This window comes from Actinomadura sp. CNU-125 (genome assembly GCF_001942465.1).
Lineage (GTDB): Bacteria > Actinomycetota > Actinomycetes > Streptosporangiales > Streptosporangiaceae > Spirillospora.
This window is the reverse complement of the sequence record NZ_MKJY01000554.1, coordinates 1-19,689: the sequence shown is the minus strand read 5'-3', so window position 1 is coordinate 19,689 and position 19,689 is coordinate 1. Positions and strand designations below refer to the sequence as shown.

The 19,689-nt window shown below is 73.3% G+C and carries 13 protein-coding genes and 4 pseudogenes; 9 read left to right on the top strand and 8 right to left on the bottom strand.

Annotated features, from left to right (window positions below; all coding sequences use genetic code 11):
• The first annotated feature begins 151 nt into the window (after positions 1 to 151).
• Positions 152 to 998: pseudogene (rsmI, locus tag BJF79_RS40385) on the top strand (16S rRNA (cytidine(1402)-2'-O)-methyltransferase).
• Between the two features lie 163 nt (positions 999 to 1,161).
• Positions 1,162 to 1,470 carry a hypothetical protein gene (locus tag BJF79_RS40380; RefSeq protein ID WP_143220823.1) on the top strand — a complete coding sequence of 103 codons (309 nt, stop codon included), beginning with the start codon at positions 1,162 to 1,164 and terminating at the stop codon, positions 1,468 to 1,470.
• A gap of 101 nt (positions 1,471 to 1,571) precedes the next feature.
• Here the strand turns inward: BJF79_RS40380 and BJF79_RS40375 are convergent, their stop codons facing one another.
• Entirely contained in the window at positions 1,572 to 3,383 is a 1,812-nt protein-coding gene (locus BJF79_RS40375) for a hypothetical protein (protein WP_187357130.1), read from the bottom strand.
• A 310-nt stretch (positions 3,384 to 3,693) separates the two neighbouring features.
• On the opposite strand from BJF79_RS40375, the gene BJF79_RS40370 reads away from it, so the two are divergent.
• Positions 3,694 to 5,043 (top strand): glycosyltransferase family 2 protein, encoded by a 1,350-nt coding sequence (locus BJF79_RS40370; RefSeq protein ID WP_262403290.1) that lies wholly within the window; start codon positions 3,694 to 3,696, stop codon positions 5,041 to 5,043.
• A 216-nt stretch (positions 5,044 to 5,259) separates the two neighbouring features.
• Positions 5,260 to 7,062, top strand: coding sequence for a hypothetical protein (locus BJF79_RS40365; RefSeq protein ID WP_075905328.1), 1,803 nt, complete (start codon positions 5,260 to 5,262; stop codon positions 7,060 to 7,062).
• On the opposite strand, the gene BJF79_RS63965 is transcribed toward BJF79_RS40365, so the two are convergent.
• Together BJF79_RS63965 and BJF79_RS63960 are read right to left on the bottom strand one after the other, a co-directional pair.
• Entirely contained in the window at positions 7,059 to 7,886 is an 828-nt protein-coding gene (locus tag BJF79_RS63965; protein ID WP_075905326.1) for a hypothetical protein, read from the bottom strand. The two genes, BJF79_RS40365 and BJF79_RS63965, sit on opposite strands and share 4 nt — an antisense overlap.
• A gap of 82 nt (positions 7,887 to 7,968) precedes the next feature.
• Positions 7,969 to 8,673: pseudogene (locus BJF79_RS63960) on the bottom strand (glycosyltransferase family 39 protein); the annotation flags it as partial.
• Positions 8,674 to 8,786: 113 nt separating this feature from the next.
• Between BJF79_RS63960 and metG the strand changes: the two are divergent.
• Together metG and BJF79_RS40345 are read left to right on the top strand one after the other, a co-directional pair.
• A pseudogene (metG, locus tag BJF79_RS40350) lies at positions 8,787 to 10,582 on the top strand (methionine--tRNA ligase).
• A complete protein-coding gene (locus tag BJF79_RS40345; RefSeq protein WP_075905324.1) occupies positions 10,579 to 11,397 on the top strand; it encodes a TatD family hydrolase in 819 nt (272 codons plus the stop codon). The pseudogene metG and the gene BJF79_RS40345 overlap by 4 nt, the downstream one beginning before the upstream one ends.
• Positions 11,398 to 11,418: 21 nt before the next feature.
• Here BJF79_RS40345 and BJF79_RS40340 read toward each other — a convergent pair whose 3' ends face one another.
• The 5 genes from BJF79_RS40340 to BJF79_RS40320 form a co-directional block, all read right to left on the bottom strand.
• Positions 11,419 to 12,369 carry a hypothetical protein gene (locus BJF79_RS40340; RefSeq protein ID WP_075905322.1) on the bottom strand — a complete coding sequence of 317 codons (951 nt, stop codon included), beginning with the start codon at positions 12,367 to 12,369 and terminating at the stop codon, positions 11,419 to 11,421.
• Positions 12,324 to 13,433 (bottom strand): hypothetical protein, encoded by a 1,110-nt coding sequence (locus BJF79_RS40335; RefSeq protein ID WP_143220822.1) that lies wholly within the window; start codon positions 13,431 to 13,433, stop codon positions 12,324 to 12,326. Before BJF79_RS40335 ends, BJF79_RS40340 begins: the two co-directional genes overlap by 46 nt.
• A gap of 10 nt (positions 13,434 to 13,443) precedes the next feature.
• Entirely contained in the window at positions 13,444 to 14,475 is a 1,032-nt protein-coding gene (locus BJF79_RS40330; RefSeq protein WP_075905318.1) for a hypothetical protein, read from the bottom strand.
• A gap of 81 nt (positions 14,476 to 14,556) precedes the next feature.
• Positions 14,557 to 15,582 (bottom strand): hypothetical protein, encoded by a 1,026-nt coding sequence (locus tag BJF79_RS40325; protein ID WP_143220821.1) that lies wholly within the window; start codon positions 15,580 to 15,582, stop codon positions 14,557 to 14,559.
• A gap of 46 nt (positions 15,583 to 15,628) precedes the next feature.
• Positions 15,629 to 16,588 carry a hypothetical protein gene (locus BJF79_RS40320; RefSeq protein WP_075905314.1) on the bottom strand — a complete coding sequence of 320 codons (960 nt, stop codon included), beginning with the start codon at positions 16,586 to 16,588 and terminating at the stop codon, positions 15,629 to 15,631.
• Between the two features lie 91 nt (positions 16,589 to 16,679).
• Here BJF79_RS40320 and rsmA point away from each other — a divergent pair.
• The 3 genes and pseudogenes from rsmA to BJF79_RS40305 all read left to right on the top strand — a co-directional run.
• Positions 16,680 to 17,528: pseudogene (rsmA, locus tag BJF79_RS40315) on the top strand (16S rRNA (adenine(1518)-N(6)/adenine(1519)-N(6))-dimethyltransferase RsmA); the annotation flags it as partial.
• 130 nt (positions 17,529 to 17,658) lie between these two features.
• Positions 17,659 to 18,798, top strand: coding sequence for a glycoside hydrolase family 26 protein (locus BJF79_RS40310; RefSeq protein ID WP_262403289.1), 1,140 nt, complete (start codon positions 17,659 to 17,661; stop codon positions 18,796 to 18,798).
• A 61-nt stretch (positions 18,799 to 18,859) separates the two neighbouring features.
• Entirely contained in the window at positions 18,860 to 19,516 is a 657-nt protein-coding gene (locus BJF79_RS40305; protein WP_187357129.1) for a hypothetical protein, read from the top strand.
• The last annotated feature ends 173 nt before the right edge of the window (positions 19,517 to 19,689 follow it).

Here is a 19,689-nt window from a genome sequence, read left to right as displayed (position 1 = left end):
GCGAGCCACTCCCGCAGGAGTTCGGCCGCCGCCGGACCGCGCGGGCCGGTGCGGGCGGCAGTTCCGTCGTCGCCATGGCGCCCATCGTACGGGCGGTCGTGATCCGACCGGGCGGAACGGCCGGACGGGGCGACGGTGGGACAATGGACCCGTGACGGGAACCCTGCTGCTCGCCGCCGCGCCCATCGGACGGCCCGAGGACGCCTCCTCCCGGCTCCGCGCGGCGCTCGCCGCCGCGCCGGTGATCGCCGCCGAGGACACCCGGCGGCTGCGCCGCCTCGCGGGCGACCTCGGCGTCGAACCGGGCGGACGCGTCGTGTCGTACTTCGACCAGAACGAGAAGACGCGCGCCGACGAACTGCTGTCGGAACTCCTCGCCGGACGGGACGTCCTGGTGATCACCGACGCGGGGATGCCCGGGGTGTCCGACCCCGGCTACCGGCTGGTCCGCGCGGCCGTCGCCGCGGACGTCCCGGTGTCGGTGCTGCCCGGCCCGTCCGCCGTCACCACCGCGCTCGTCCTGTCCGGGCTGCCCACCGACCGGTTCTGCTTCGAGGGGTTCCCGCCGCGCAAGGACGGCGAGCGGGCCCGGCGGCTCGCCGCGCTCGCGGAAGAGCCGCGCACGATGGTGTTCTTCGAGTCCACGCACCGCATCGAGGCGGCCCTCGACGCGATGGCCGCGGCCTTCGGCGCGGACCGTCCGGCCGCCGTCTGCCGCGAGCTCACCAAGACCTACGAGGAGGTCCGCCGCGGCCCCCTCGGCGACCTCGCCGACTGGGCCCGGGGCGGCGTGCGCGGCGAGATCACCGTCGTCGTCGGCGGCGCCCCCGAACCCGCCGGGCTGACCGACCCCGGCGGACCTCGCCGCCGCCGTCGCGGCCCGCGAGTCGACCGGGACGCGCCGCAACCGGGCCGTCGCGGAGATCGCCAAGGAGAACGGAGTGCCCCGCGCGGTGGTGTACGACGCGGTCGTGCGGGCCCGCGCCGCCGACAGGTGAGCGGTCGCCGGATCAGGGGGCGTCGGGGGAGCGCGGGCGCCAGGTAATCGTCACCGCTGGAACGCTCCAAAACCGTAATTCCGGGTACGGCACACCTATGAGGGGCGTCCGGGGAGAGTCACCATGGACGTGGTGAACATCGTCTCCGGAGGGGGTGAAGGTCGTGCATGATGCATGGTCCAGCCGTGAGGTGTGGACGTTCGAATGTCTGCACTGCTCGACGACCTGGGACGAGCAGATCGAGATCCGTCACTTCGGCGACGGGCACGGCACCGAACTCGTGACGTACGAGCGCGGCGGGCAGCCGTGCACCACGCCCTGGTCCGACCGCGCCTGCCCCAAGTGCCAGAGCCAGAACGTCAAGGCGATCGCCTCCCGCAACCGCCGCGTCGCCGCGATCCCCGAGGCCCGCCCCAACACGGACACGGACGTGGCGCTGGTCTACCACCTCCGCCGCATCCACGCCTGGTAGCCGCGCCCGCCCGCCCTAACGTTGATCTGCGGCGTGTTGCCCTTATAGGCGGCCGAATAAGGGCAACACGCCGCAGGTCAACGGAAGCGGCGGGGCCGGGGCTACTTCGTGGGGTCGGGGGTGCCGGTTCGGCGGACGCGGCGGGTCGCGCCTCGGACGGACTCGCCGACTCGGCGGGCGGAGCCCCGGACGGACTCGCGGACCTCCGGGGTGAAGGCCATTCCGGCGGCGAGGGCGGCGAGCGGCACGGCGGGCAGGACGTACCGGTAGTCGAACTCGGCGGTCGCGGCGGGGGCCAGCAGCAGGCCGGTCGCGAGCGTCCAGGGCAGGAACGCGCGGCCGCCGAGCCGCCGCCACAGCGGGATCAGCCCGGCGAGGCCGATCAGCAGGATGCCGCCGACCATCGTGCCGCGCAGGTAGAAGACGTCCTGGTAGCCGCGGATCGCGCCGGCGAACGGCTCGACCGTGTGGGTCTCGGCGTTGCCGTTCTCGTACTCCTTGGCCTCGGCGGCCGCGATCGAGTCGCCGTCCATCCGCCAGTTCGGCAGCGGGCGCGAGTTGCCGTCGCGCTCGTCCCAGAACTCGTACTGGTCGTAGGTGGCCTTGTCGGGGAAGACGGTCCGGTCCCACTGGAAGACCCGGAAGAAGTCGCCGAGGACGACCTTCACGTAGTCGAACGGCTGGGCGAAGATGACGCGCTTGGCGTAGTCGTTCGCGAGTTCGTTGTTCTCGGGGCTGAACCGCTGGCCGGGGTAGCGGTTCAGCGGCGAGGCGGCGTTCCAGATGCCGTCCTGCGACTTGGCGAGCCGGTTCTCCGGCTCCGTGCACAGCGGGTACTGGCGGACGGGCAGGTCCGGGATCTCGTGGCAGTCGGCGAACTTGTAGACGCGGGCGTAAAGGAAGATGCCCGTGCTCTCGGTCATCGCGAACTTGCCGGTCTCGACCTTGTACCAGGACATGTACGACAGGACGGGCAGCATGCAGGCCGCCGCCGTCACCGCCATGAGCTTCCAGCCGCTCCGCCGGATCAGCATGTACGTGAGCACGCCGATGAGGACGGGCATGCCGACCGTCCGGGTCAGCCAGGAGAACCCGACGATCAGCCCGACCGCCGCGGCGATCTTCCAGCTCGGCCGGTCCCGCCACAGCAGGAGCGTCACCGCCGCCATCACCAGGAACGAGAACATCGTGTCGGACAGCACGAGGTGTTCGAGCTGGATCTGGTAGGCGTCCAGCAGGACGGGCGCCGCGGCGATCGCCGCGCCCCAGCCGGGCAGCCGGAACCGGCGGTGCAGCAGGGCGTAGATCATCACGCCCATGGCCAGCCCCATCAGGTGCTGGACGGCCGACACCAGCGCGAAGCTGTGGAACGGCTTCAGCAGGATCAGCAGGAACCCGTAGCCGTCGGGCCGCAGCGGATGCGGGTGCGGCTCCATCGCGACGTGCAGGTAGTCGAAGCTGTCGTTGAAGAACATCACCGGCCGGTAGCCGGCCATCGCCGTCAGGCGCAGCAGCGCCCCCATGACAATGATCACACCGAACGTCGGGTTCCGGCGGACCCACGCCCACAGCCCGAATCCGCGTTTCGGACGGGCCGAATCGGCGTCGTCCGGCGTGTCGGCGTCTTTCTCCGCCGGATCCGCGGGCGCGTCGATCGTGTCGTCGCGGACCTCGTCCATCTCCAGGACGGACGTCGCGGCCCTCGGCGTGTCGCCCTGCGGGCCGGTCGCCGAACCCGCCCGGGCGGCGCCCGGCGCGTCGCCTGCCGCGGTCCCCGCCACGGCACCGCGCGAACCGCTGTTCCCGCTGGTCACGGGCTCGCCCGCGGTCGTCTGGGAGTCGCCCGCGCGGTCGCGTTCGGCGCCCGGCACGGCCTCGTCCCGTCCGGTGTCGCGCGGCGATCGACCCGCCACTGGCGTACCTCCCCTATGCCGTCGGGCACCCGGTCCGGTCGTCCGGCCGTCTCCGGCGCGCGTCACAGCGGACCCACCCCTTCCCGGCCGTCGTGCCCGTATGCTTGACGTCCTAGCCTGCCGCCCGCGACCGTGGCGGAGAGGGTCGTTCGGTTGCGAACGCGCAACACGATACGGGTGGTCTTGCGCGGACCCGCCCTCATGACCGCCCCCGGCAGGCATCATTCGGGAACGAAAAGGCCGAGCGCGGGAAATCAAGAGGGTAGTCGAACGTACCGCAGACGGTCACCGGGGAAACGAAGGAGATCAGGTGGAACTCTCCGTAGTGATGCCGTGTCTGAACGAAGCCGAGACGATCGAGACCTGCGTCCGTAAGACGGTCGGCTTCCTCGACGAGAACGGCATCGACGGCGAGGTCGTCATCGCCGACAACGGCAGCACCGACGGCAGCCAGCAGCTCGCCCGCGACGCGGGGGCGCGCGTCGTCCCCGTCGTCGACAAGGGGTACGGCAACGCGCTGATGGGCGGCATCGCCGCCGCGCGCGGCCGCTACGTCGCGATGGGCGACGCCGACGACTCCTACGACTTCACGACCCTCGGCCCGTTCCTGGACGAGCTGCGCGAGGGCGCCGACCTCGTCATGGGCAACCGGTTCAAGGGCGGGATCGCGCCCGGCGCCATGCCGCCGCTGCACCGCTACCTGGGCAACCCGGTGCTGAGCTTCATCGGGCGGCTGTTCTTCCGCAGCAAGATCGCCGACTTCCACTGCGGGCTGCGCGCCTTCAACAAGGAATCGATCATGCGGCTCGGCCTGCAGACCGGCGGCATGGAGTTCGCCAGCGAGATGGTCGTCAAGGCGACCCTGCAGGGCTACGACATCCGCGAGGTCCCGACGACGCTGTCGCCGGACGGGCGGACCCGCGCCCCGCACCTCAACACCTGGCGCGACGGTTGGCGTCATCTGCGTTTCCTCACCCTCTACAGCCCCCGCTGGCTCTTCCTGATCCCCGGTCTCGTCTTTATGACGCTCGGATTGATCGCCGGGATCGCGCTTTCCACCGGTCCGGTGACGGTCGGCGACGTCGCGTTCGACGTCGACACCCTCGTCGGCGCGGGCGCCGCCATGGTGATCGGCTTCCAGGCGGTGGTGTTCGCGGTGCTCACGAAGGTCTACGCGATGCAGGAGGGCTTCCTGCCGGACGACCGGCGGGTGAAGCGCCTCATCAACTGGTGGAGCCTCGAACGCGGCCTGATGGTCAGCGGGCTGCTCGCCGTCGCGGGCCTCGCGGGCCTCGTCGCGTCCCTGCTGCACTGGCGCGTCAACGACTTCGGCGAGCTCGACCCGCGCGAGTCGCTGCGCATCGTCGTCCCGGCCGCGACCGCGCTGGTCATGAGCCTCCAGGCCCTGTTCGGGACCGCGTTCATCAGCATCCTCGGGATCCGCCGCCGCCAGCACCCGCCGATGACGGACCCGGCCGAGGAGGCCGCGGGCGTCGTCGACGCCGCCGCCCACCGGGAGGCGCGGGAGCGCAAGGCCGCCGAGGCCGGGGACGCGCCCGAGACCGCCGAGCCCAAGGCCGCCGCCACGTCCGCCACGTCCGGCACGTCCGGCACGTCCGGCAAGGAAGCGGACGGCGCGGACGGCGAGACCTCCGCCTGACGTCGGCCCGGCCGGGCCCGGCCGGGGGGCGATCCTGAAAGGTCGCTCACCGCGGGCAGAGAACTTGCTGAGCGTTTCGCGGACCGGGGCCGAACCCCCGCCCGTACTGTGACAGGCTGGGACGGCCATGGACTTTCCTTACCTGAGCGACCGTTCCCCGGCCGAAGCACCACCGACCGGCACCGTCCGGCGCGACGGCCGGGGGGCGGGACGTCCATGAGCTCGGACGGCGCGTCGGTGACCGTCACGCGCCGCCCGGCGGAGCCCGCGGGCCCGCCGGAGGCGGAGCGGTCCCGCCGCTCCCGCCGCCGCTGGGCCCTGGCGTTCGTCCTCGGCTGGCTCGCGCAGGTCGGCGTCCGGGTGTGGCTCGCGTCCGGGCAGACGCTGCCGGTCGCGACACCGGACGAGTCGGGGTACCTGTTCGCGGCGCGCGTCCTGACCGGCGGCCCCGGCGCCGACATGTCCTACGGGACCGTCTACCGCGCCGGATACCCGCTGCTGCTGCTCCCCGCGCTCTGGATCGGCGACGACCCCGTCACCGTCTACCGGGGCGCGCTCGTCATCAACGCGCTGATCAGCGCGGCGATGCTCCCGCTGGCGTTCCTGCTGCTGCGCAGGCTGGGCGTCGCGGCGCGTCCCGCCTACCTGTTCGCGCACGTCACCGCGCTGCTGCCCGGGGTGCTGTTCTACTCCCTGTTCGTGCTCACCGACGCGATCCTGCCCGTGCTCGTCGTCGGCTGGCTGCTGGTCGCGCACGCGTGGCTGGCGGCCCCGCGGGACCCGGAGGGCCGCGGCCCGTGCGTCCGGCTCGCGCTGTACGGGACGGGCGGGTCGCTGCTCGTCGGGTTCGCCTACGCCTCGCACAGCCGGGGCGCGATCCTGCTCGTCGTCCACGCGGTCGTCCTGCTGGCGGGGGCGCTGCTGCGCCGCCGGTCGTGGCGCGCGACGATCCTCGCCGGGTCCGTCGCCGCCGCCGCGGCGCTCGCGGGGGCGCTGCTGAACCGGGTCGTGATCATCCCGAACCTGTATCCGGCGGGCGACAACGACCTCGGCGGCAACCTCGTCGAGCGGTTCACCACCGTGGACGGCCTGGGCTGGACGCTGTCGCTGGGCACCGGCCAGGTCTGGTACCAGGCCGTCGCGACCGGCGGCGTCGCCGCGATCGGCCTGGCCGCCGCCGGGTACGTCGTCGTCCGCCGGGGCGCGTCCCCGCCGGTGCGGGTCCTGGCGCTCGCGGTGCTCGCGACCGTCGCGGGGACGGCGGTCGCGACGTCCGCCGCGCTCCCCGTCGAGTACCGCATCGGCAACTACGTGTACGGACGCTACCTGGCGTACGTCACCCCGGTCCTGTTCATGGCCGGTGTCGCGGTCCTGCTGCGCGCGCCCCGCCGGAGAACGCTCCCGTGGGCCGTGGCGTCCGCCGCCGCGCTGACGGTGCTCGCCGCGTGCGTCGTCCAGTGGTACGCGGGCGACCTGCTGAGCGAGTACACGTTCACGATCTACGACTTCCCCGAGACGTCCTTCCTCACCTGGGACTGGGACTCCTTCCACCTCTGGCACGCCACCCTCGCGGGCCTGGCGATCCTGGCCGCCGCGGCGGCCGCCGTCCTGCTGCCCAGGCACGGCCCGCCGGTGCTGGCCGCCGTCCTCGCCGCCGTCGCCCTGGCGATGAACGTCACGGCGGTCGACCGGATCGCCCGTCCGCTCGTCGCCGAGCAGACCGCCGAGACCGACCTGCGCGGCAGCGTCGCGCTGCGCCCCCGGGACGCGATCGCCGTCGACTGGAACGTCCCCTGGACGATGCGGCTGTCGCACTACTACTGGGCGTGGTGGAGCGAGGGCACCCTCTTCGACTCCCGCTGGACCCCGCCGCCGCAGGACGCCGACATGATCGTCCTGGCGTGGCGCGGCGACGTCCCCGCCACCGATTCCTGGCCCGGCGGCGCACCGTCCGGCTGGGAGGTCGTCGACAGCCGCCGCACCCCCGAAGGCAACTGGGTCGCCTGGGCCCGCGGCTAGTTCCCCGGCCGGTCCCCGGGCGGGTTCCAGAGCTGGAGGACGCCGTCGCTCGACTTCCACATGAGCCGCCAGCCTTCGGCGGGGGAGGGGCTCCAGCCGTAGCCGATCTGCGACTCCATGCCGCGCCAGCGGGTGTAGAGCATCGGGCCCTCGTAGGCGGTGCGCGGGATCTGCGGGGAGTAGTGGGGCCAGTCGCGGATCTCGCCGTGCCAGGTGCGGTCGCCCCAGACGTCCTTCGTGTAGAAGACGAGGGTCTGGGCGAGGCGGCGGTCGGTGACGATCAGGTCGATGCCGGCGTCGTTGGCGGCGAGGTAGCCGCGCAGCTCCCCCCACGCCTTGTCGCGGGGCAGGCCCGGGACGGCCTGGACGGCGGCGACCGTGTACGCGGCGCCGAGCGCGACCGCGAGGACGGGCGCGGCGACGCGCAGCCGCAGGCGCGCGGTCCACGCGGGCGGGATCGTCCGGTACAGCAGGATCAGGGAGCCGAAGCCGCCCGCGAGCAGGGCGGGCATGACGGCGAACCAGTACCGGACGAGCCACGCGCGGAGCTTGATGTCGTTCGGGTCGAGGACGCCCGCGCAGACCGTGAGCGGGACGGCGAGGGTCGCGAACCAGACGAGGACGAGCGCGAGGCGGCGGTCGCGGGTGACGGCCCAGCCGACGATCGTGAGCGCGAGCGCCACGACGAAGACCGTCCCGAGCGGGTGCCAGTCGTGCATCGCGCGCAGGAACGAGCGGGCCGCGAGTTCGCGCGTCACGTAGTCGCGGGACTTGCCGCCGTGCGTGGCGGCCGACGACAGCCCGGCCAGCGGGGAGCCCCACACGATCAGGTTGTTGGACGAGGTTGAACGCCAGCACCCCGAGCATCGGGATCGCGACCGTGACGTTGCGCCGCCACGGGATCCGCAGCAGCGCCAGGTAGGCGGGGATCGCGAGGAACAGGAACGCCAGGAACTCGCGGACGAGGAACGCCGACGCCATCAGCAGGCCCACGACGATCAGCCAGCGGGTCTGGCGCCGCCCGGCGCGGCGGCTCGCGACGACCAGCGCGGCCATCCCGAGCGCGAACAGCCCGGCGCCCGGCATGTCGGGCAGCACCACGCCGGTCGACCAGGTGATCTCCTGCCCGTACGGGTTCGTCAGCGTGAAGAACGGGTGGACGAGCAGCACCGCGGTGGCGGCGAGGCCCGCGACGTCCCCGAACAGGGAGCGGACGACCAGGTAGGTGCCGGTGAAGAACGCGACGCCGCCGAGGGCCGCGACGGTGAAGTACGCGGCCTGCCCGTCTCCGAGGACCGTGATGACGAGCCGCGCGGGCAGCACGAGACCGATGCGGGTGACCTGGTGCGGGACCTCGTAGAACGGCCACTGGTCCAGCGGGATGTCGGGCCACCGGCGGGCCGCGAGCCACACGTAGTGCGGGTCGAAGTACAGCGGCGGCGTCAGCAGGACGTACTGGACGCCGACGGCGGACGCGGCGACCAGCAGGGCGAGCCAGACGACGCGCCGGGTGCGGCGGACGCGGGCGAGCAGCCGTGCGGCGGGGCGGCGGGACGGTTCGGCGTCGCCCTCGGCCCGTCGATCGGCTTCGCCTGTCGTCGTCTGGGGCATGTCCGTTTTCTGCCTTCGGGTCGTTCGGTTCGTGCGGCGGGAACGCCGAACCAGGCTATAGCCGGGGGATAACCGTGCGATCCCGAGGGCGCACGGCGACTACCCTTGATTTCATGTCCTCGTCAAGCCGACACATCCTGACCGCGCCCGCCTGGCCGTACGCCAACGGGCCCCGTCACATCGGGCACGTCTCCGGTTTCGCGCTGCCCGCCGACATGTTCAGCCGCTACCAGCGGATGGCGGGCAACAAGGTCCTGATGGTGAGCGGCACCGACGAGCACGGCACCCCGATCCAGGTGCAGGCCGACAAGGAGGGCGTGACCGCCCGCGAACTCGCCGACCGGTACAACCGCGTGATCGCCGAGGACCTGCACGGGCTCGGCATGTCCTACGACCTGTTCACCCGGACCTCGACCCGCAACCACTATGCGGTCGTCCAGGAGATCTTCAAGGGCCTGTACGACAACGGGTACATCTTCCCGAAGGAGACGATGGGGGCGATCTCCCCGTCGACCGGACGGACGCTGCCCGACCGGTACATCGAGGGCACCTGCCCGATCTGCGGGTACGACGGCGCGCGCGGCGACCAGTGCGACAACTGCGGCAACCAGCTCGACCCGATCGACCTGATCAACCCGGTCAGCCGGATCAACGGCGAGAAGCCGAAGTTCATCGAGACCGAGCACTTCATGCTCGACCTGCCCGCGTTCACCGACGTCCTCGGCGAGTACCTGCGCGGCAAGCAGGGGCTGTGGCGGCCGAACGTCCTGAAGTTCTCGCTGAACCTGCTGGACGACCTGCAGCCGCGCGCGATCAGCCGCGACCTCGACTGGGGCGTCCCGATCCCGCTGGACGGGTGGCGCGACAACCCGAACAAGAAGCTGTACGTGTGGTTCGACGCGGTCGTCGGCTACTTCTCGGCGTCCGTCGAGTGGGCGCGGCGGCAGGGCGACCCGGACCTGTGGCGCGGCTGGTGGCAGGACCCGGACGCCCTGTCGTACTACTTCATGGGCAAGGACAACATCGTCTTCCACTCCGAGATCTGGCCCGCGATGCTGTACGGCTACAGCGGGCTGGGCGACAAGGGCGGCGAGCCCGGGTCGCTGGGCGCCCTGAACGTCCCGACCGAGGTGGTGTCGTCCGAGTTCCTGACGATGGAGGGGAAGAAGTTCTCCTCGTCCCGCCAGATCGTCATCTACGTGAAGGACTTCATCGAGCGCTACGACGTGGACGCGCTGCGCTACTACGTCGCCGTCGCGGGCCCCGAGAACCAGGACACCGACTTCACCTGGTCGGAGTTCCGCCGCCGCAACAACGACGAACTGGTCGCGGCGTGGGGCAACCTGGTCAACCGGTCGGTGAACATGGCCGCGAAGAACTACGGTGCCGTCCCCGAGCCCGGTGACCTGAACGACGCGGACCGGGCGCTGATGGAGCGCAGCCGGAGCGCCTTCGCGGCCGTCGGCGCCGAACTCGAACGGTCCCGGTTCAAGAACGCGATCACCGAGGCGCTCGACGTCGTCCGCGACGCCAACAAGTACCTGTCCGACCAGGCGCCCTGGAAGCTGAAGGACGACCCGGCGCGCGTCCAGTCGATCCTGCACACCGCCCTCCAGGTGGTGGACGACGCGAAGACGCTGCTCACCCCGTTCCTGCCGAACTCGTCGCAGAAGGTGTACGAGATGCTCGGCGGCGAGGGCGTGTGGAGCGGCATGCCGGAACTGCAGGACGTGTCGGAGGACGGCGGCCCCGACTACCGGGTCCTCACCGGCGACTACGACGCGCGCGGGCCCGCTGGGAGTCGCGGCCGGTGCGTCCGGGCGTCCCGCTGGCCAAGCCGACGCCGCTGTTCAAGAAGCTGGACGAGTCGATGGTCGACGAGGAGCTCGCCCGGCTGGAGGGCGCGTGAGCAGCGGCGGGCAGGCGGCGCGCTCGTACGCGCCGCTGCCCGACCGGCTCCCGGTCGACGTCTTCGACAGCCACTGCCACCTCGACATCGTCGAGACGCCGGTGGACGAGCAGGTCGCCGCCGCGAAGGCGGCGGGCATCGCCCGGATCGTCACGATCGGCTGCGACCTGCCGTCGTCCCGGTTCGCCGTGGAGGCCGCCGGCGAGTTCGACGACGTGTACGCGGGCGTGGCGGTCCACCCGAACGAGACGACGGGGATCTCCGACGCCGTCCTGGCCGACATCGAGGCGATGGCCGCGCACCCGAAGGTGCGCGCCATCGGCGAGACCGGCCTGGACTACTACCGCGACTGGGCGCCCAAGGACGACCAGCACCGCTCGTTCCGCGCGCACATCGGCATCGCCAAGCGCACCGGCAAGGCCCTGGTGATCCACGACCGGGAGGCCCACGACGACGTCCTGGCGGTCCTCAAGGACGAGGGCGCGCCCGAAACGGTCGTGTTCCACTGCTACTCCGGGGACGCCGCGATGGCGGAGGTCTGCACGGAGAACGGGTACCTGATGAGCTTCGCCGGGAACGTCACGTTCAAGAACGCGGAGCCGCTGCGCGAGGCGCTGCGCGTCGCGCCCCTCGACCTGATCCTCGTCGAGACGGACGCGCCGTTCCTCACGCCCGTCCCGCACCGCGGCAAGCCCAACGCGTCCTACCTGATCCCGCACACCGTCCGCGCGATGGCCGAGATCAAGGGCGTCGGCGTCGACGAGTTGTGCAGCGCGATCGCGGCGAACGGGGAGCGCGCGTTCGGCCCCTGGTGACCGGGGCCGGCCGCGTCGCCGTCAGTCGCCGAGGCGGTACTGGAGGAAGGCGACCACGAGGGCCGCGTCCCGCAGGAGCGGATGGGCGGACGGTTCGGAGCGCAGCGCCCACGACCGTCCGCGGCACGCGGCCGTCGCCACGCGCGTCCCCGCGGCGTCGGTGACCTCCAGTACGCCCGGCCCGCGCCCGTCCACCGCCCCGACCTGCACGCCGTCCGGGTCGGTGAGGGTGTAGGCGCGCGGGCTCCAGCGGGTCCGCCGGATCACCAGACGCGTTCTCCCGGACGGGTCGGCCAGCACGTACTCGGGGCTCATGTGCCGGCGGACGTGGTGGTCGACGAACAGCAGCGGGCGGCCGGACGGGTCGTTCAGCGCCGCGATGCCCTGCGGGTCGAGGGCCTTGCCGACGAGCCGCAGGGGCTCCAGGAGGAGCTTCGCCTCCGACATGTGGAGACCGTGCGGCGCCGGACGCGTGTAGCCGTCCGGCGGTTCGGCACGGCGCAGTACGGCGTGCGGGCCGCCGTCCGGAACGGTCGCCTTGCGCCGGGTGACGACGAGCCGCGTCCCGTCCGGCGCGTCCAGCAGTTCGCGGGCGGTGGCCCGGCCGGACGCCGCCCGCCGCACCGTCCGCGCCGTGCCGAGGCCGCAGAGGACGATCAGGACGGCGAGGGGAACGAAGAGCGGGTACTGGTCGGTGATGCCGCCCGCGTAGGGGCCCATCGGGCCGATGTGCAGGGGGACGCGGGCGCCGTCGGGCGTGTCGGCGTCCTGGCCGTAGACGGAGCCCTCGCCGCGCCCGCCGCCCTCGACCGACCAGGTGGCCTTGCAGTACTCCGTCTGGGTCGTGGTCTTGCCCCCGGACGTGATCCTGCCGCAGTCCGTGATCGTCGCGGTGGCCTTCTCTCCGGCGGTGTACGTCCACACCATCATCGCCGGCCAGAAGACTGCGAGAACGACCGCGATCGCGAGCACGCAAAAGAGGAGATACCGCCGCCACACCATGATCGGGAAGCGTAGGGGCGGCGGCCGCCCCGGGCCTCTCGGGGCCGGTTCCGGTCAGGTGAAGTCCCGGGTGCGGTACTGGGCGAGGACGACGACGAGCGCGGCGTCGCGCAGCGGTTCGGGCGCCGTCTCCTCCGCCCGCAGCACCCAGTCGCGCCCGCGCACGCCCGCGGCGGCCACGCGCGTCCCGGCGGCGTCGGCGACCGCGAGCGTCCCGATGCCGGTCGCGTCCGGGCGGAGCCGAGCACGGCGCCCGACGGGTCCAGCAGCCGGTAGACGAGCGGGTGCGGCGCCTCGCGGCGGACGAGCAGCCGCGCCGTCCCGTCCGGGGCGAGCAGGACGATCTCGGGCTCGAACCGCGCGTCGGTGCGATGTTCGCAGAACATCAGCGTCCGCCCGTCCGGGTCCTGCAGGGCCTCGAACTCGACGGACGGCTCGTCCGGCACGGTCCCCGGCATCGGCCGGTGCGCCCGTTCGGGGCGTCCCGGCAGGTCGAGGCGGCGGGCGCCGGGCCCGGGACCGGACGACGCGCGCAGCACGGCGTACGGGGACCCGTCGGGGCGGCGGACCGCGTCGCGGGACACCAGGAGTGCGCCGGGCCCGGCGAGCAGGGAGTCGGCGAGCCTGCGTCCCCGGCGGCCGATGCCGCGCCGCATCCGGACGATCAGCGGCACGGCGAGGAGCAACGGCACCGTGGTGATCAGGGGCGGTATCAGCGCGGGATACGTCCTCGACGACCAGCCGTTCGCGTAGGGGCCGATCGGCCCGATCCGCACCGGGACCGTCGCCCCGTCCGGGGTGTCGGGGTCGAGGCCGCCGATCTTGCCCCCGTCGCGTGCCCCGCCGTCGGTGCGCCAGGCGCCGCGGCAGGTCGTCGCCGTACTGCGCCCGCTGCTCCTGGTCACGCACTCGGAAACCGTCGCGGTGCCCTTCTCGCCGAAGGCGAACGTGTACGCCAGGACGGCGGGCCAGATCGCCGGGCCGACCATGACGACGACGAGCAGCGTGATCGCGACGAGCCGCGCCCGGTTCACGCGCGCCACCTCAGTAGAGGCTGCGGAGCTTGACGAACGCGAGGGCGAGCGCGGCGTCGCGCAGCGGCGGCGCCGCGTCCTCCTCGATGCGCAGCACCCACGTCATGAGCCCGCGCCCGGCGGCCTCGGCGACCATCTTCTCGTCGGCGTCCCACACCTCCAGGCTGAGGATCCGGGCGCTGTCGGCGGGCCGGGCCGACCCGAGTTCGGCACCGGCGGGGTCCAGGATCCGGAACCGGGTCCCGTCGATCCGGCGGAGGAGCAGCCGCGGGTTGCCGGACGGGTCGAGCAGCACGGTCTCCGGCTCCAGCCGCTCGTCCGAGCGGTGCTCCAGCAGCATCAGCGGCCGCTCGTCGGCGTCCACCACCGACTGGTAGAAGGTGCGGCCGCCCTTCGGGACCGCGTCCTTGTCCTGCCGCCGCTCCCGGCCGGGCAGGTCGAGGCGCCGGTGGCCGGGCGGGGCCTCCGGCAGGTTCCGGACGAACGTGTGCGGCGTGCCGTCGGCGTGGCGGGTCTTGTCGTCGGAGACCAGCAGCGCCCCGGGCGCGGCGAGCAGCGAGTCGGCGAGTTTCCGGCCGGGCCGCAGGATGCCCCGGTAGAACATGATCTCGACCGCCACGAAGATCAGCAGCGGCACCGCGCCGAGGAGCGGCCCGAGCCACGCCCGGCCCCACCCGTGCGCGTACGGGCCCAGCGGACCGACCCGCACCTCGAACGTCCGGCCTTCGGCCTTGGTCGGGTCGAGGTTGTAGATCTCGCCGTCGCCGGTCCCGCCGCCCTCGGTGCGCCACGTGCCGCGGCAGATGTCCGGGTCGCCGGTGGCGCGCCCGTATCCCGGGCTGCCCACCTCGCATTCGGTGACGGACGCGGTCGCCTTCTCGCCCAGGTAGAACGTGTACGTGAGGATCACGGGGTAGACGGCCCACCCGCAGAACGCGACGACGGCGAGCGTGGTGAGGATGGTCTTGGCCCTGGACTTGCGGTGCTGCGGCCCGGCGGCCGCCGGTTCGGCGGACGGTGCGGGCCCGGGGGAGGACGGCATCGGGGGTCTCCTCGGTAGACGGGGGTGATTCGAGGCGGGGACGGCGGCGCGGGCCGGGTGCGCGGGTGCCACGGCCCGGAGTCACTCGATGTCGTTGTACCGGGCGAGGAGGAGGGCGATCAGGCCGTCGCGCAGTTCCGGCGACGCGATCGTCTCCGGCTTCAGCACCCAGGCGCCGTGCCGGCGGGCCGCGCTGAGGGCGAGGTCGCCGTCGGCGTCCCGGAGGGTGAGCTGCCGCAGCGACTTCGGCGTGATCGGCTTGACGATCGCGAGTTCGGTGCCCGCGGCGTCGAGCAGCCGGTGGGAGAGCATGTGCTCGCCCTCGCGGCGGGCCAGCAGGTACGGGACGCCCGACGGGTCGCGGAGCACGGTCTCGGGCTGCAGGCCGCGGTCGGAACGGTGCTCCAGGTACATGAGCGGCCGCCCGTCGGCGTCGTTGAGGACCTGGTACAGGCGCTTGCTGTCCTTCTTCTTGCCGAGCGTGACCTGGTCGGCCTCGTTCGGGGGACGGCCGGGCACGTCGAGTTCGCGGTGGCCGGGCGGCGGTCCCGGCAGCTTTTCGACGGAGGCGTGCCGGGTGCCGTCCGGACGGACGACGGCGTCGAGGGCGACGACGAGCGCGCCGGGCGCCGCGAACATCTCCGCGGCGGCCTTCTGCGATGGCAGGTAGACCATCCGGTAGGCGAAGTAGCAGAGGAGCCAGAGGACCAGGAGCGGCCCCGCGGCGACGGCGGGCGCGGGCCACGCCCGCTCCCAGCCGTGCGCGTACGGGCCGAGCGGGCCGATGCGCACCGCGAACGTCCGGCCTTCCGCGTCGGGCGCGTCGAGGTTGTAGATCTCCCCTTCGCCGGTCTTCCCGCCCTCGGTGCGCCACGTGCCGCGGCAGGTGTCCTGGTTGCGGGCGCTGCGGCCCCTGGCGTTGCCGCCCAGGTCGCATTCGGCGACGGTCGCGGTCGCCTTCTCCCCGAAGTGGAACGTGTACGTGAGGATCGCCGGGTAGACCGCCCAGGCGCAGAACAGGACGACGGCGATCCCCGTCAGGACCTTGCGCATGGACGTACGGGGCTTGATGACGGACGTTATGGGCGGCTCGGGTGAGGACGACATGGGGGGTGCTCCTCAGCAGCGGGTCGGCAGGGGGCCGGCGGGCGGTTCAGTAGGCGGTGCGGGTCTGGACGAGGGCGAGGACGAGCGCAGCATCGCGCAGCGGCGCGGGCGCGTCCACCTCGATCCGCAGCAGCCACTCGTTCCGCTTCCCGACGGCCACGGCGACCGGCGTCCCGCCCGCGTCCCGCACCTCCAGCGTCTGGACGCGGGCGCGGCCGGGCGGCCGGGCGGAACCGAGTTCGGCGCCCGCGGGGTCCAGCAGGCGGAACTCCATGTCGCCCACCCGGCGGACGAGCATCGCCGGGGCGCCGGACGTGTCGAGCAGGACGGTCTCGGGGTGCAGCTTCCGGTCCGAACGGTGTTCGAGGATCATCAGCGGGCGCTCGTCCGCGTCGAGGACGGACTGGAAGACGGTGCGTCCGGGCCCGGCCAGTTCGTCGTGACGTTCCGTCCGGCCGGGCAGGTCGAGGCGCTCGTGGCCGGGCGGCGGGCCCTCCAGGCGCCGGACGAGCGCGTGCGGCGTCCCGTCGGGGCGGCGCACCCCGGCGTCCGTGACGATCAGGCCGTCCGGCTCGTCGGTGATCGACTCGGCGAGCTTCAGGCGGTGGAAGACCTTCTTCCAGCGGAGTATCACGATGTAGGCGATCAGGGCGAGCAGGATGAATCCGCCGGAGACGACCGGCATGATCCAGGCCCGCTCCCACCCGTTCGCGTACGGTCCGAGCGGCCCGATCCGCACCTGGACGGTCTCGCCCGCGGCCTCGCGGACGTTCAGGTTGTAGATCTGGCCCCGGCCGGTCTCGCCGCCCTCGGTGCGCCAGGTGCCGTGGCAGCTTCCGGAACTCCGGCGGCCGTTGGTCGTCCCGCCGACGCCGCACGACTCGACCGAAGCGGTCGCTTTCTCCCCGGCCGCGAACGTGTACGCGATGACGCCCGTGTAGGCGCCCCACAGGGCGATGATCAGGACGGGGATGCCGATGAGCACGAGGCGGAGGCTGCGGCGCATGGTCGTCTGACGCCGTCCGGTGCGGGAGCGTTCCCACCGATCGTGGCCGCGGGCGGCCGGGGGAGGGCGCGGCTGCTGAGACAATCGTGGGATGGGGGAGACGCGGGGACTGCTCGGGCCGGCCGACGTCCGGGAGCTGGCGGGACGGCTCGGCGTGCGGCCGACGAAGACGCTCGGCCAGAACTTCGTGATCGACGCCAACACCGTGCGCCGGATCGTCCGCGCGGCGCGGCTCGACCCCGGCGACGTCGTGATCGAGGTCGGGCCGGGGCTCGGCTCGCTGACGCTGGCGCTGCTGCCGGAGGTCCGGCGGGTCGTCGCGGTGGAGATCGACCCCGTCCTGGCGGGCGAGCTGCCCGCGACGGCGGCGGCGCGCGCGCCCGAACTCGCGGACCGGCTGGAGGTCGTCCGGGCCGACGCGATGAAGATCACAGCGGTGCCCGGCCCGGCCCCCACGGCGCTGGTCGCGAACCTCCCGTACAACGTGGCGGTGCCGGTCGTGCTGAACCTGCTGGCGGCGCTGCCGTCCCTGGAGAAGGCGCTGGTCATGGTGCAGGCCGAGGTCGCCGACCGGATGGTCGCCGAGCCCGGCGGCAAGATCTACGGGGTGCCGTCGGTGAAGCTCGCCTGGTACGGGGACGCGCGCCGCGCTGGCCCCGTCGGGCGCGCGGTGTTCTGGCCCGTCCCGAACGTCGATTCCGGTCTCGTCGCGTTCACCCGGCGGGAGCCGCCGCCCGCGAACGCCACCCGTGAGCAGGTGTTCGCCGTGGTGGACGCCGCGTTCGCGCAGCGGCGCAAGACGCTGCGGGCGGCCCTCGCGGGCTGGGCGGGGTCGGCCGCGGCGGCCGAGGAGGCGCTGCGGGCGGCGGGCGTCGATCCGCGGGCGCGGGGCGAAGCTCTGGACGTGGCCTCCTTTGCCCGGATTGCCGAGTATGGTCCTTCAGGGCGGGGCGGAGCCCCCCAAGATCACGATCCCCCGGCGGCGGCCCCCGGGGACGCAGCGGACCCGGATGAGTCGGAGGACGATGGTGAAGGCGCGTTCGCGGACGGCGCGGGCGAGGATCCCGGTCGTGGCGACGGCCCTGATCGCGGTGGCGGGACTCACCGGGACGGTCGCGGCGGGATGCTCTGACGGCGCGGGCGCGGCCCCCGACATCACGACGACGGCGCGGGCCGGCGTCGCGCCCGTCCCCCCGGAGCAGGGCGCGTACTTCGGCGCCTGGCTGCCCGGCACCCCGGTCTCCGGCGGCGACGAGGGCGACGAGGGCGACGGCGGAGACGGCGGAGACGGGAGCGCGAGCCCCGAACCGTCCGAGAGTCCGTCCGCGAGCCCGTCCGCGAGTGTGAGCCCGAGCCCGAGTTCGTCCGGAAGCGGGAGCGGAGCGCCGGACGCCGACAAGCCCGAGATGTCGGACGTCACGGGGTTCGAGGGCGACCTCGGCCGCCGCCTCGACATCGTGCAGACCTACCACGGCTGGCAGGACGGCTTCCCCGGCGGCCTCGCCGCCGAGGTCGCCCGGTCCGACCGCCACCTGCTGCTGACCTGGGACGGCGGCGACACCCGCGAGATCGTCCAGGGCCGCTTCGACGAACTGGTCCGCGACCGCGCCCGCGCGATCAAGAAGCTCGGCAAGCCGGTGTTCCTGCGCTGGTCCCGCGACATGGACGAGCTCACCGAGGAGGAACGCGTCCACTCCCCGGCCGACTTCATCGCCGCCTGGAAGCACATGCGGAAGGTGTTCGCCGAGGAGAAGGTCGACAACGTCGCCTGGGTCTGGTGCCCCACCGCCCGCGGTTTCGGGACGCGCGACGCGGGCGCCTACTACCCGGGCGACGCGCACGTCGACTGGATCTGCGCCGACGCCCGTCCGAGCGGCGACTTCGACTACCAGGACCTGTCCGACTCGCTCAAGCCGTTCATGGACTGGGCCGACGACCGCGCCAAGCCCATCATGATCGCCGAGTTCGGGGTGCCCCGCTCCTACGGCGAGCGCCGCGCCGAATGGCTCCGCTCCGCCGCCGAGACCCTCCAGAACCCGCAGGTCAAGGCCGTCGTCTACTTCAACTCCGACGAACGCGCCGACGGCCCCCGCGACGAGCGGCACCGCTACGCGGTCACCGGCGACGAGCACGCGGTGTCCGCGCTGCGCGAGCTCGCCACCGCCCCGTACTTCAACCCCCGCAACCTCCCCGTCACCAGCGGGGGCTGACACGCCCGGCGGAGTGCGCGCACGCACCGGACGTCCCATAGGGTTCGGTGACGTGAATCCGGTGAGCGTGCGCGTCCCCGCCAAGGTCAACCTCCAGCTCGGCGTCGGCCCGCTGCGCGACGACGGCTACCACGACCTCGTCAACGTCTTCCACGCCGTGTCGCTGTTCGACGAGGTCACCGCCGAACCCGCGGACGACCTGCGGATCGCCGTCGAGGCCGCGCCCGGCTCCCGCGTCGCGATCGACGGCGTCCCGACCGGCGACGGCAACCTCGCCGCCCGCGCCGCCCGGCTCGGTCGCCGACGGCTCGGCGCGGCGCCCCGCGTCGCCCTGCGGATCCGCAAGGCGATCCCGGTCGCGGGCGGGATGGCGGGCGGCAGCGCCGACACGCCGCCGCCGCGCTGTCGCCTGCGCCCGCCTCTGGGACGACCCCGCCGCGCCCGCCCTCACCCGCGCGACCTGCTCGAACTCGCCGCGGACCTCGGCAGCGACGTCCCGTTCGCGCTGCTGGGCGGCACCGCCGTCGGCACCGGACGCGGCGAGCGCCTCGCCCCCGCCGCAGCCCGCGGCACCTTCCACTGGGTGTTCGCGACCGCCGACGGCGGCCTGTCCACCCCCGCCCGTCTACGCCGAATGCGCGGCTCCGCGCCGAGCGAGGCGTCGACGTCCCGTGGCCGGCGGCGCCCGGGGAACCGCCTGCGGCGTCGGCGGAACTGATGGCCGCGCTCGCCGCCGGGGACGCCAAGGCGCTCGGCGCCGCGCTCACCGCCGACCTGCAGCCCGCCGCGGTCGCGCTGCGCCGCGTCCCTGCGCGCCGCCCTGGCCGCCGGACGCGACCTCGGCGCCGTCGGCGCGCTCGTCTCCGGATCCGTCCTACCTGCGCGTTCCTC